The 13021-nt window shown below is 38.7% G+C and carries 14 protein-coding genes; 9 read left to right on the forward strand and 5 right to left on the reverse strand.

Annotation, left to right across the window (positions count from 1 at the left end; translation table 11 throughout):
* Positions 1–2: 2 nt before the first annotated feature.
* Both myaer_RS14925 and myaer_RS14930 read right to left on the reverse strand, forming a co-directional pair.
* Positions 3–599: a hypothetical protein gene (locus tag myaer_RS14925; protein ID WP_046662677.1), complete on the reverse strand. Its 597-nt coding sequence runs from the start codon at positions 597–599 to the stop codon at positions 3–5.
* Positions 600–643: 44 nt separating this feature from the next.
* The gene (locus myaer_RS14930; RefSeq protein WP_046662678.1) at positions 644–1513 is read right to left on the reverse strand and encodes a bile acid:sodium symporter family protein; all 870 of its coding nucleotides are present in this window, start codon (positions 1511–1513) and stop codon (positions 644–646) included.
* Positions 1514–2399: 886 nt separating this feature from the next.
* Here myaer_RS14930 and myaer_RS21360 point away from each other — a divergent pair.
* From myaer_RS21360 to myaer_RS14945, 3 genes are all read left to right on the forward strand, one after another.
* Entirely contained in the window at positions 2400–2552 is a 153-nt protein-coding gene (locus myaer_RS21360) for a hypothetical protein (protein ID WP_158524803.1), read from the forward strand.
* Between the two features lie 172 nt (positions 2553–2724).
* Positions 2725–3198 carry a CRR6 family NdhI maturation factor gene (locus myaer_RS14940; protein ID WP_046662679.1) on the forward strand — a complete coding sequence of 158 codons (474 nt, stop codon included), beginning with the start codon at positions 2725–2727 and terminating at the stop codon, positions 3196–3198.
* Between the two features lie 94 nt (positions 3199–3292).
* Positions 3293–4501 (forward strand): 4-hydroxy-3-methylbut-2-enyl diphosphate reductase, encoded by a 1209-nt coding sequence (locus myaer_RS14945; protein WP_046662680.1) that lies wholly within the window; start codon positions 3293–3295, stop codon positions 4499–4501.
* Between the two features lie 205 nt (positions 4502–4706).
* Here myaer_RS14945 and myaer_RS22090 read toward each other — a convergent pair whose 3' ends face one another.
* The 3 genes from myaer_RS22090 to myaer_RS14960 all read right to left on the reverse strand — a co-directional run bounded on the left by myaer_RS22090 (position 4707) and on the right by myaer_RS14960 (position 6005).
* Complete coding sequence (locus myaer_RS22090; protein WP_046662681.1) at positions 4707–4901, reverse strand: hypothetical protein; 195 nt, start codon at positions 4899–4901, stop codon at positions 4707–4709.
* Between the two features lie 68 nt (positions 4902–4969).
* Positions 4970–5155, reverse strand: coding sequence for a hypothetical protein (locus tag myaer_RS14955; RefSeq protein WP_002798718.1), 186 nt, complete (start codon positions 5153–5155; stop codon positions 4970–4972).
* Between the two features lie 4 nt (positions 5156–5159).
* Positions 5160–6005 (reverse strand): hypothetical protein, encoded by an 846-nt coding sequence (locus myaer_RS14960; RefSeq protein WP_046662682.1) that lies wholly within the window; start codon positions 6003–6005, stop codon positions 5160–5162.
* Between the two features lie 465 nt (positions 6006–6470).
* Here myaer_RS14960 and bchL point away from each other — a divergent pair, with 465 nt between their 5' ends.
* The 6 genes from bchL to myaer_RS14990 all read left to right on the forward strand — a co-directional run bounded on the left by bchL (position 6471) and on the right by myaer_RS14990 (position 12784).
* A complete protein-coding gene (bchL, locus tag myaer_RS14965; RefSeq protein ID WP_046662683.1) occupies positions 6471–7340 on the forward strand; it encodes a ferredoxin:protochlorophyllide reductase (ATP-dependent) iron-sulfur ATP-binding protein in 870 nt (289 codons plus the stop codon).
* 238 nt (positions 7341–7578) lie between these two features.
* Entirely contained in the window at positions 7579–8343 is a 765-nt protein-coding gene (locus myaer_RS14970) for a DUF5331 domain-containing protein (RefSeq protein ID WP_046663799.1), read from the forward strand.
* Between the two features lie 16 nt (positions 8344–8359).
* A complete protein-coding gene (locus myaer_RS14975) occupies positions 8360–9760 on the forward strand; it encodes a ferredoxin:protochlorophyllide reductase (ATP-dependent) subunit N (RefSeq protein WP_046662684.1) in 1401 nt (466 codons plus the stop codon).
* Between the two features lie 170 nt (positions 9761–9930).
* The gene (locus myaer_RS14980) at positions 9931–11223 is read left to right on the forward strand and encodes an AAA family ATPase (protein WP_046662685.1); all 1293 of its coding nucleotides are present in this window, start codon (positions 9931–9933) and stop codon (positions 11221–11223) included.
* A gap of 1 nt (position 11224) precedes the next feature.
* Positions 11225–11869 (forward strand): RloB family protein, encoded by a 645-nt coding sequence (locus myaer_RS14985; RefSeq protein WP_046662686.1) that lies wholly within the window; start codon positions 11225–11227, stop codon positions 11867–11869.
* 111 nt (positions 11870–11980) lie between these two features.
* On the forward strand, positions 11981–12784 hold the full coding sequence (locus myaer_RS14990; RefSeq protein WP_046662687.1) for a nucleoside phosphorylase: 804 nt from the start codon (positions 11981–11983) through the stop codon (positions 12782–12784).
* Positions 12785–13021 lie beyond the last annotated feature (237 nt).

Raw genomic sequence — 13021 nt, forward strand, 5'->3', positions numbered from 1 at the left:
GGTTATCCCCCAGTTTTGGGGGATTTTTTAGCTTCAGAATCGATAGATTTAGCGGCTTCTAACCATGATTGTAAACCTTTTTTAGTCGGTGTTCCTTTAGTGGTAAAAGTCCATAAATCTCGTTTATGTTGTGGTCCGTAGCTGATATGAATTGGGCGATTAATTCCGTAAAAATAGAGAGAGTCAAAGGGTAATTTTGCGGTTAAAATCCAATCTATCAGGCGATCGCTCGTTAAATCGATAATCCGAAAATCACAGGCTGCCCCCAATCGCTGACAATAATATTGACCTTTTTGATTAATTTCGTGGGCGCAATGTTGATCACGACTGGGATCGATTCTACCGTTTTTTAAGCCGGTGATCGGGTCTTTTTTTTGGAGAAATTTTCTCAGATCATTAGAACAAAATCCATAGGTTAATTGAAATTTTTGTCGACCAAAATTATCAATAATTGGATCGATAATAAAGTGAGCGAGATTTTGCCAAGCGGTGATCGTTGCGGGATTTTTGGGGTAGGGATCGATTTGTGCCGCGTACTTTTGATAGGTTTGGGAACAGGTAGATAATTCCTCTAGGGTTAAATATTTACCAATTAACATAATCATTTATCAGTTTTTTAGCTATATCCTATCACCCCATTTAGCTATTTTACCAAAGCTGCTTTTTTGCGACCATAATAAACAGCGATAAAAGCGCTGACATACATCCATAAACTATAGACCATTGCGGGAATGGCCAGATCGGGATTCTTTAATAAACCGGCAGTGATAGCAATAGCTAAAGTGCCGCTTTGAATACCCACTTCGATGGCGATACAAATTCTTTGGGGAATAGTTAATTGAAATAAACGACCACTGAAAAAGCCAATTAGGGAAGCAATCGTGTTTAAAATAATCACTGCCAGGCCAGTTTGAGCGATAAATAAAGGTAAACGTTGCCATTCTCTCAGGATTAATAAGAGGATAATCACTGCTAGAAAAATCACAGCAAAACGATTAGTTATCGGTTCCAGACTTTTGGCCAGTAAAGGGAAGTAATGGCGGATAGTCATACCCATAACCAGGGGTAAAACTATAATCAAAAATATCTGCGCCATAGTGGGACCAATGGGTAGGGAGATGGCGGCACTTTCACCCATAAAATGCTGAAGAGTGAAACTAGCTAAAAAAGGTATTGTGAAAATGGTGATGATGCTGCTAAAAGCGGTTAAAGTAACAGAAAGGGCCACATCTCCCTTAGCTAAATAGGTTAGAACATTGGAGGAAGGGCCGCTGGGGCAAATGGCGACAATCATTAAACCGACGGCAATTTCTGGCCGGAGAGGCAAGAGAGAAGCAATAATAAAGCCGACGATCGGTAGAATAATAATTTGATTGACTAAACCGATCAGGACTGCTTTGGGATAACGGGTGATACGCTGAAAATCGGCGGGAATTAATCCTAATCCCATGCCCAACATTAAAACGCCTAGGGCAACGGGTAAGAGGATATTAGTAAAAAAGTCGGCCTGCATGGGATAAAATCGGAAAAGATGAGCTTATTTTCCCATAAATTGACTAATTTATTCGTGTCCCTGGTTACCGATTTTGCCGACTAAAAAACCCCGGTGTGCAAGGGAGGTTAAATTGTGGGAGAAATCCAACCTTGGGGATTTTAGTCCAGTTTCCCTTGCCGCTCCGGGATGATATCCTAGTCATACTTCAGTTGCTTGGTGGCAACCATGGGATTACAGCTAGGGAACTGCCGATGCGACTGCCACTTTTGACATCAGCAATGCCTAGGGAATTTTGCCGCAGGACTTCCATCAAGAATAACGAGGGAAAATTTTCCTTCTAAATCCCACAATCCTTGAATTCCCTACCGTTGATAAATTGCTAGGGTGACCAAGGTGGTAGATTTTTGGTGAACGATAGGTGAATTTTCGCAGAGTTTTCCCTTCTCGATCGAGGGGCAGTTTTCTGTCATCTAAGTTGTGTGTAAACATAGCAACCCTCCAGATCTCTACAGTTCTATTGTACCTTTATTTCTGGTTCGAGTGCGGGAGAATGTAATAATGTGTATTATTCGTCAGAGAAGACTCAACCTTTGTTTGTTTTAAAGGTAGTCGCAAGTGTGAGCGGATTAATTTTCCTGAGCTTGTTCAGCGATTCCCTCAGCAGGATTACCAGTTGACTCTTTGCTTCTTTGTGCGATCTAGTTTGAGGATTTGTCTGGTGTAAAGTAATTGATAAAGTAGCTAATTTCCCCGAATCACTCTCTTTGATAATCCCGATGGATTGCCCTTAATTAAGTTAAGGGAAAAAGGGTTAAATTCTCTAGAAGAATTATCCTGATAATTGCCCATTTTTGATGAACCGACTGCCTCCCTTGATGCTAATGCAGAATAGGAAATCTAGCAAATGTTTCGCACTCTAGCCACCGATAAAATAACCATAGTAATTAGTCATCGATTAGCTCTTTGTCAAGCGGAACTGATGAGCAAACGAGGACAATATCACCCTAATAGTTATCAATCTAAAAAACCCCGGTGTGCAAGAGAGATTAAATTGTAGGAGAAATCCAATCATGAGGATTTTAGTCTGGTTTCCCTCTCTCGCTCCGGAGTGAGAGAATAGTCATAATTAGTTTTTTTGTCCCAATCGAGAGTATTTTCTGAGATAGATCATTGCCGATCTAGGGATAAAAAACAGTAATTTCGTCCGATATAACCTTTTATTTGCCCCTATGACTGTCAAAATCGCTCTTAACCCCAATCAAATCCAAAATCTCGATCTTTCATCTTTAGAGACTATTATTCAAGATTATCAGTCGCGAGCAGCGATCGCCGAACTGGAACAAGCTCTACAATTAGAGATAGATTATCCTCGTGCGGAGGGTGATATGCGGGAATTATCGGAGATACCAGAAGTCAGGCTATGGTTTTTGCGTTTAGATGCGATTTATCCCTGGTTAATCTTTATTCTTGACCCAAAACATGGAGAAATCGCCCGTTATGCTGCTATGTTAGTCCCCCATCAATTCCATCGCGGGGAAGGAATTCAATATAACCCCGAAGCTTTAGAGATTTTTGTGATGCAAAAACTCTTTATTTTGTCTGATTGGCTGAAAAGTCAGCAAATTCCTGCTTTATCTCGCTTAAAATTTTTCGCTCAACAGTTTGGTTACGATATCGACGAGGAATTTCTCTCTAGTCTCTAAAAGCCTCCTGGGCTGACTAGATAAGGTATCTTTAATATATGACAAGCTACTGTCTCACCCAATTTAGCGCCACCAATACCCCTATCAGAGAATCATGGATACAAAATCCTTTAAACGTACCCTACAGCAATCGGATAACTATAACCGCAAGGGATTCGGTCATAAAGAGGAAGTAATGGATGCGATGACCAATGAGTATCAAAGCGACCTGATCCAAAAAATTCGTGAAAATAATTATCGTTTAGAACGGGGGGACGTGACTATCTATCTCGCTCAAGCTTTTGGTTTTTGTTGGGGGGTAGAACGCGCTGTTGCTATGGCCTACGAAACTCGTCAACATTTTCCCCAGGAACGTCTCTGGATTACTAACGAAATTATTCACAATCCCTCGGTTAATCAGCGTCTGCGCTCCATGGCCGTGGGTTTTATTCCGGTGGAAAATGGCCAAAAAGACTTTACTGTGGTGGAATCGGGGGATGTGGTGATTTTACCTGCTTTTGGGGCTAGTGTCTCGGAAATGCAAATACTTAACGATAAGGGTTGCATGATTGTGGACACCACTTGTCCCTGGGTTTCTAAGGTGTGGAATTCCGTGGAAAAGCACAAAAAAAGCGACCACACTTCGATTATTCACGGCAAATATAATCACGAAGAAACGATCGCCACTAGCTCTTTTGCCGGCACTTATCTAATCGTTTTAAATTTGGCTCAAGCTAATTATGTCGCTAATTATATTCTCCACGGTGGCGATAAAAACGAGTTTTTAGAGAAGTTTAAAAATGCTCATTCCCAGGGTTTCGATCCCGATCGCGATCTAGATTATATCGGTATTGCCAATCAAACCACGATGCTGAAAAGTGAAACGGAGGAAATTGGCAAACTCTTCGAGCATACTATGTTGAGAAAGTACGGACCGATCGATTTTAAAGATCATTTCATGAGTTTTAATACCATCTGTGATGCCACTCAAGAGCGTCAAGATGCCATGTTTGAACTGGTGAAAGAACCGCTTTCTTTAATGGTGGTAATTGGCGGTTATAATTCCTCTAATACCACTCATCTACAGGAAATAGCGATCGAGCGTGCCATTCCCTCCTATCATATCGATAGTGCCGAGCGCATTCTCCCCGGTAATCGCATCGAACATAAACCTTTAGGTGGCGATTTAATTATCACCGATAACTGGTTAAATGAGGGAAAAATTGTCGTCGGAGTAACTTCCGGTGCTTCCACTCCCGATAAGGTGGTAGAAGAGGTAATCGAGAAAATTTTTGCGCTCAAATCTTCTTTAGTCCCCGGTTAATTAGCCTAGGTATGTTAGCCTTTGGCAATGGCTGCATCTCAATTTTGGAGAAATATCTATGGCTCACCATCAGTTATTTTTATCCGTGGGATTGCTGACAAATTGACCTTTGGGTTAATCATTATCAGTAGAACCGTTCGGCTCTTCTTGTTGGGTGTATCTCACATTTGCAGAAATACCGACTATCAGCAATTATCAGTGACTTTTAAATTATCACAGATATATCAGCAGCCGTCTGTAAGCATCCCACCGAAAAACTAATGCGCTCCGGGGTTTGGGGACGGCGCTTGCGTCCCCAACGGGGGGTTTGGGGGGTAGAACCCCCCAAAAGCTTGGATTGAGTGATAAAATCGAAAGTAACGCCCGACTTTAGCAGAAAGTTTCCCCTTAAAAATCCCAACTTAGTGGATTTACAAAAATGAGATGTAGCCTTCTCGTTTCTGTCTGGAAGTAAGGTTCTATATTTTCCTAAAAACGGCGGGTTTTATCGATTCCGTAGATAATTCCCGTCACCACGGAAGAGAGAATCAATAACAAAATTAATCCTCCGGGTAAAAAAGATAATATTCCCATGCCGCGCAATATATAAACTAACACAGTCACTAATAGGAAACCGAAAAAAAGAGACTTTAAATAACTAGAATTTGAGCGCATTTACTTAGATTAACACTTCCTCTTGAGTTAAGTTTAACTTTTCGGCAATCATTGCCAGGATTTTTTCTTCCCTTTTTCCGTTACTGATAGATTCCAGTAAACGGCTATTTAGAATGATTTTTTCCCCGTTCGCTAGAGTTAAAATAATCCTCCAGTAATTAGACCACAAAAAGCCTTTGTAATCTTCTACCTTTGCCTCAACAATTCTCTCTAGAAGATAATCACTTTTACTTCTAAAAATTAAATGTTGTCGCCTACGGGTTAGGGTAGCGTTGCCTTGATTAAAGACATAACTCTCCCAATAGCTGGCATCATAAAGTAACAATAGACCAGACAATAAGCATAACATACCCCAGAGATAATAGGGATAATTATGATGCTGTTCTAGCATTGCTGACAAGGTATCTAGGGGACTTTTGGCAATAATTCCCCGATTTTGATATCTATTCACAAAACTATCAAATCGAGTTTTAAAATTACTAGCTGACTGCACATCCCGAAAATTCTCGATGTAGAGATAGTTATTTCTTCCGACCAATAAAACCGTGTTATTAACAGTTTTTTTCTGCTCAACACTGATAAAAACTTCTTGATAGACAGCCGTGGCTTTAATGTGAGTTAAAGAAAAATTTTCCCGACTAGAAACAGGAAAATTATACTCTTGAACATATTTACAATCTATCCTTTTTGTGCCTAACCTAATGCAGTCGAGATAAGCGCGCTGGAAAGAAACCAAATATGCTAAAAACAGCAAGGGAACCCCAGCGAGAAAAAAACCCAGAAAAGGACGATATTTAGGAGCCTTATTCTCTAACAAGAGTGTAGTCAGCGTTTTTTGCTTAACTCGCATAGGAAACCCTACAGGTACTTTGTTCTAATTGTACTACAGCTTTTTTCAGTATCCTTATCCTTCTGAGGATTGATTTATTTAATCTGCTGACGGGGAAAATTGTAATGATTATTCACGAAAATCCTACATCGGTCTCTAGACTGCCTCTATCTTGACCCTTTTTGTCCCGGTTTGCCACGGTAAAACCCTGTTTATCGAGTTTTTGTAAAGCTTTGGCGGTTTTTGTTTATTGTTTGTATTTAAATTAAATATATAAACAAAGCTGTTTTTATAAGTTTTTATCAATTTCAGAGACTCTATAAGCTCTAAAAAATTATATAAATAATTTTTACTCTTTTAATCTCACTCTAGCTATAGCAGACAAAAATTGAGCCTCTTTCCAAGGAGTGGGGAGATGGTCAATAATTGCGATCAAAGCAATGATAAACAAACTCACCATTCAAGCGCACATTTAGGAGAACTTCCATGCCTTTAACACTCGCAGTCTACGGAAAAGGTGGCATCGGTAAATCGACAACAAGCTGTAATATTTCGGCCGCTTTAGCCAAAAGAGGTAAAAAAGTCCTACAAATAGGCTGTGATCCCAAGCATGATAGCACTTTCACCCTGACAGGCTTTCTTATTCCCACAATCATCGATACCCTGCAAGAAAAAGATTTTCACTACGAAGACATCTGGCCCGAAGACGTTATCTATGAGGGTTACGGTGGTGTCAAATGTGTGGAAGCAGGTGGCCCTCCGGCCGGTGCCGGTTGTGGCGGTTACGTCGTCGGGGAAACGGTAAAATTATTAAAAGAATTGAACGCTTTTGATGAATTTGACGTGATTTTGTTCGATGTTTTGGGGGATGTGGTCTGTGGAGGATTTGCCGCACCCTTAAATTACGCCGATTACTGCATAATTGTCACAGATAACGGCTTTGATGCTCTTTTTGCCGCCAATCGCATCGCTGCTTCCGTCCGCGAAAAAGCGCGCACCCATCCCCTGCGACTAGCCGGATTAATTGGTAATCGCACCTCAAAACGCGATTTAATTAATAAATATGTAGATCATGTTCCCATGCCAGTGTTAGAAGTTTTACCCTTAATTGAAGATATTCGCGTCTCCAGAGTTAAAGGTCAAACTCTCTTTGAAATGGCCGACAAGGATCCGATGTTAAGTTATGTTTGTGAATATTATCTCAACATTGCCGATCAGATTTTAGCCAAACCAGAAGGAGTTATTCCCAAAGAATCTGCCGACCGGGAATTATTCACTTTATTATCGGATTTCTATCTTAATGCCGATAAACCCAAAGTTAACGCCGAGGAAGAATTAGACCTGATGATGGTTTAGATTATTTTGTCGGGTGGGTTAGGGACAGCGTAACCCACCAATAACCACCAATAACCACCAATAAACTCTTTTTATGGGTGGGTTACGGCGAAGAATTAACTTATTAGTTAATAGCCTAACTTATCGTCGCCTAACCCACCCTACCCACGAATTTTATCGAGGACTCGATGATGATAATTTTTCCCTCTCATTGGGAATTCTAATAGAGAGAACATTATTATTCAGTCAAGGGGACAAAATGAGCAACTTTGAGGAATTAAAAGCCAGCTTACCGAGGCGATGGTTAGATTACTACCAAAATAATCAAGCTTGGATTAAGTGTTTAATGAATTCCAGAGGTTCGTGGCGAAAAACTCCCGACGGTGGTAAACGTCCTAGTGCTGACATAATTATAGCGGCAGCAACAGCTTTAGAACCTAAGTTATCAGTGTGGATGTATCCCTTTTGTCAACTTAGTTCCGATGGGGACAAACTGGTAGAAGTCTTAGGACTAAATTTTGATTCTGAAAAAAAGGAGTTGGAAAAATCGGAAAAAGAATTACTGATTTCTAATTCGCACACTGAATATCTCAACGGATTCCGAGAAAAACAATTATCAGTGGAAAAAAACAAAGTAATTATTTTTGAGGAATTGCTAAAAATCTTACCAGATAAATGGTTAGATTACTACCAAAACAATCAACCGTGGATTAAGTCTTTAATGGATTCTAGAGGCTGGTGGCGAAAAACATCAGAGGGGGGTAAACGTCCGAATTCCGACATCATTATAGGTGCAATGACCGTTTTAGAATCTCAATTATCAGTGTGGATGTATCCCTTTTGTCAGCTTAGTTCCGATGGAGACAAACTTCTAGAAGTTTTAGGATTAAATTTTGATCCTGAGAAGAAACAACTAGAAAAGAAAGAAAGAGAATTAAGTAATTCTTTATATCCTACTGAGGATCCTGTACTGCAAAAAATCCGCCAAGAGTTACAACGAGAAAACCTAAATAAACCAAGTTAAAGGAGAACCTAAAAACATGACCGCCACTCAAGAACCGAGCGCTTTACAATTTGATTGTGAAACCGGCAACTATCACACCTTTTGTCCGATTAGCTGTGTTGCTTGGTTATACCAAAAAATCGAAGATAGTTTCTTCCTTGTTATCGGCACAAAAACCTGTGGTTACTTCCTGCAAAATGCCATGGGTGTCATGATTTTTGCCGAACCACGTTATGCTATGGCCGAATTAGAAGAAGGGGATATTTCCGCTCAACTAAAAGACTACGAAGAACTAAAACGCCTCTGCTTACAAATTAAACGAGATAGAAACCCTAGCGTTATCGTTTTTATCGGTACTTGTACCACCGAAATCATCAAAATGGACTTAGAAGGATTAGCACCGAAACTAGAGTCAGAAATCGGTATTCCTATCGTAACAGCACGCGCTAATGGTTTAGATTATGCCTTTACCCAAGGGGAAGATACCGTCCTCGCTTCTATGGTGCATAAATGTCCCGAAAAAGTTAAGCACGAAGAGGAAAAAGAAGAACGAAATGCTATCCAGAAACTCTTAACTTTTGGACGGAAAAAAGAAGAAATTAAACAGGAAGAATCGGAATATAAAGACCATCCTCCTTTAGTTTTATTTGGTTCCGTTCCCGACCCGATTGTGACTAATTTAACCCTAGAATTGAAAAAACAAGGAGTTAAAATTGATGGTTGGTTGCCGGCCAAACGCTTTACTGAATTACCAGTAATTGAAGAAGGTTATTATGTGGCTGGTGTCAATCCTTTTCTATCACGAACTGCCACCACTTTAATGCGTCGTCGTAAGTGTAAATTAATTGGCGCACCCTTTCCCATCGGTCCGGATGGAACCCGCGCTTGGATAGAAAAAATCTGTTCGGTTTTGGGAGTACAACCGCAGGGATTAGAAGAAAGAGAGGCAAAAATTTGGGAAAGTTTAGAGGATTATCTGCAACTTGTGCGCGGTAAATCGGTCTTCTTTATGGGGGATAATTTACTAGAAATTTCCCTGGCGCGTTTCCTAATTCGTTGCGGGATGACTTGTGATGAAATCGGTATTCCCTACATGGATAAACGATACCAAGCGGCCGAATTAGCATTACTAGAAAAAACCTGTAATGATATGGGTGTTCCCATCCCGAAAATTATCGAAAAACCTGATAACTACAATCAGATTCAGCGCATTTACGAGTTAAAACCCGATTTAGTGATTACAGGAATGGCCCATGCAAATCCCTTAGAAGCGCGGGGAATTAACACTAAATGGTCGGTAGAATTTACTTTTGCTCAAATCCACGGTTTTACCAATGCGCGAGATATTTTAGAATTAGCTACTCGTCCCCTGCGTCGCAACAATAACCTCAAGGAATTGGGTTGGGATAAGTTAGTTAAAGAGTCAGCAAAAGTGTAAATTTGTTTTCAAAAGGCTACAATCATCAGGTAAGGAAAATTAATTCCTTACCTTTTTTCCTGTGATTGTTTGCCGATTCTGAGGACAATTCTTGTTCAAATGCTCAACAAGTGCATAAAATAAAAGTATCGTCTCCTTTATTCCTTAGAGACTTTTAGGGTTAATATGCAATGCTCATCGGATTTAGTGTCGGCAATTATCGCTCTTTTAAAGATGTAGTAACTCTCAGTATGGTAGCTGCAGAGGATGCCTGTAGTAATGATGAGCTTGATAAAAATAATGTTTTTAAGGTTAATCAACAATTTAGTTTACTGAAAAGTGCCGCTATTTATGGAGCAAATGCCAGTGGTAAGAGTAATTTAATTCTGGCATTCAATTTTATGCGACGGTTTGTCATGAATTCTGCAAAATTACAAATCACTGACAAAATAGATGTGGAACCCTTTAGATTAAATACCGAAACTGTTGATAAACCATCCTTTTTTGAAATAGTTTTTCAGCTAAAAAATAAAACTTATAGATATGGATTTGAAGTAACTCAAAAGCGAGTAGTTTCCGAATGGTTATTTTGTACGCCCAGAAGTCGTGAAACTAAAATTTTTAATCGGCAAGACGATAAAATAGAATATAGCAAAAATATTGAACAAGGTAATATACTAAGAGGATTGACCAAAAAAAATACTCTGTTTTTATCACTAGCGGCTCAATTTAATAATTCTCTAGCGGTGGAAATTGTCTCTTGGTTTAGTCACTTAGGTGTTGTGTCTGGGTTAGATGTGGAATTATTAAAAGCGATTACGCTTGAGCATCTTTCTAATAGACAAGATTTGATTGATGATGTGATTAAGTTAATTAAAAAATTAGATTTAAGTATTGACAATCTCAACCTAGAAATAGAAAGCAGAAAAATTTCCTTAGACAGTCTCCCGCAAGATTTACCGGATGTTGTCAGAAATATCATCAGTCACTCTAGCGGTGAAATAAAGTCCGCTACCATAAAAACCTATCATCCAAAGTATGACTCAACAGGTAAAATGATTGAGTTAGAAATTTTTGATATGGACAATCATGAATCTGATGGAACTAAAAAGATTTTGGCTCTGTCAGCACCGATTTTAGACACTTTGCAAAGAGGGGAAGTTTTAGTAATTGATGAATTGGATGCCAGACTTCATCCTTTAATGACTAGAAGTATAATCGAATTATTTAATTCTCAGAAAACTAATCCCAAAAATGCTCAACTTATTTTTACTACTCACGATATTAATTTACTTAGTCATAAATTTTTAAGGAGGGATCAAATTTGGTTTACCGAAAAAAATCATCAAGGAGCAACAGATTTATATTCTTTGGTGGAATTTGCTGATATTAATAATAATAATACCTTTGAAAAAGATTATATTCAAGGTCGTTATGGAGCAATACCTTTTATTGGTGATTTAAGTACAATTATTGGTAATTAGTATGAGTAACAATAGGAATACTTCTGATTATTTGCGTCGCCAAACTAAGACTAGAGAAACAAGAAAAAGATTTTTAATTATTTGCGAGGGAGAAAAAACTGAAGTTAACTATTTTAAGGCTTTTACTGTTCCTAAGAAAATTGAAGTTAGGGTGAAAGGTGAAGGTAAAAATAGCTTGAGTTTAGTAGAAAAAGCTATTAAGATGATAGATAATCTAAAAAAAGATGACTCATTTGATCAAATCTGGTGCGTTTTTGATAAAGATAACTGTTCTAAAGAGCAATTTAATCAAGCAGAAGGACTGGCTAAAGAACAAAATATCAAGATTGCCTATTCTAATGAAGCTTTTGAAATTTGGTTTATTTTACACTTTCAATATCTGGATATTGCCACATCCCGAAGTGAATACCCAAAAATTTTAAATACCCAGATGAAAAAGTGTAAATTATTAAACGAAAAAGAACAATATGCAAAAAATCGAGAGGATATGTACGAAAAATTAAAGCCATACCAGACAACAGCAATCACTAATGCAGCAAAACTTATTCAAGATAGAGATGAAGCAAAAAAACATCCTTTTGATGCCAATCCCTCAACCACAGTGCAGGAATTAGTGCAAGAACTTAACATCAATAGTCGTCCTTAAGCTTGATTCTATTTTGTCAATAATTAAATATTTAATTTCAATTTAAACCTAAAGTTGTTATAATAACTAAAAGCCTATTTAACCAAAGTAACTGCTCTTAATTTGATTTAAATGTCCAATAACTTATCTCACCAAAAACCCTATCATCTCAACTTTAGCAGTGAGGATTTAGGCACGGCAAAACCGACTATCACCCTATTATCGGGGGAACCAGAACGCTCGCGCTATATTGCTGAAACTTATTTACAAAATGCACGTTTACTATCGGATTATCGCGGATTAAATAGTTATCTTGGCTACCTGGATAATTCTACCCCAATCCTTCTGGCTACCAGTGGTATGGGTGCGCCATCTTTGAGTATTGTGGTTAATGAATTAATACAGGTGGGAATTAAAACTATTATTCGTATCGGTACTTGTGGCGCAATTCAAAATAGAATAAAAATCGGTGATATTATTATCTCGCAAGCGGCTTTATGTAGGCAAGGTGCAGCTAATGATATTGCTCCTCTGGAATATCCCGCAGTGGCGGATCCTTTTTTGACAGTTGCTCTAGTCAAATCGGCTCAATTTTTGGGAGTAAATTATCATTTAGGTATTACCGCTTCTGTGGATAGTTTTTATGAAGGACAGGAAAGAATTGTGTCTTCTGCTAACCCTTATCTTCAGCGTCACTTAGAGGGAATCACGGAAGAATATCGACGTTTAAATATTCTCAATTATGAAATGGAAGCGGGAACTTTATTTAAAATGGCGGGGGTTTATGGATTTACTTCCGCTTGTGTTTGTGCTGTGATTGCCGCAAGAAGTAAAGAGGAAGGGATTAGTTTAGAAAGCAAACAACAGGCTATCGAAAAAGCGATTCAGGTGGCAATATTGACCGTTAGCAACCTCTCCCTATCCTCAATTAATTAATGTTCAGAAATCATTTTCATTAAGACTTCCTCTTTTTCCTGACTTTCGGGATAACAGGAGATAAGTTTAGCGCGTAATTCCTGGGACAAAATAATCGATCACCTTGTCTAAGTAGGGTACATTAATTGGCTCAAAAAAGTGTATTTTGTTGCGAATATGTAATGATTTTTGACAAAAGTAAATTCTCACCCCAAAAAATTCGCTTCTTCCTAGTCTTCTAAGCTAATCTTGACTGGA

This window comes from Microcystis aeruginosa NIES-2549 (assembly GCF_000981785.2).
GTDB classification, from domain to species: Bacteria; Cyanobacteriota; Cyanobacteriia; order Cyanobacteriales; family Microcystaceae; genus Microcystis; species Microcystis aeruginosa_C.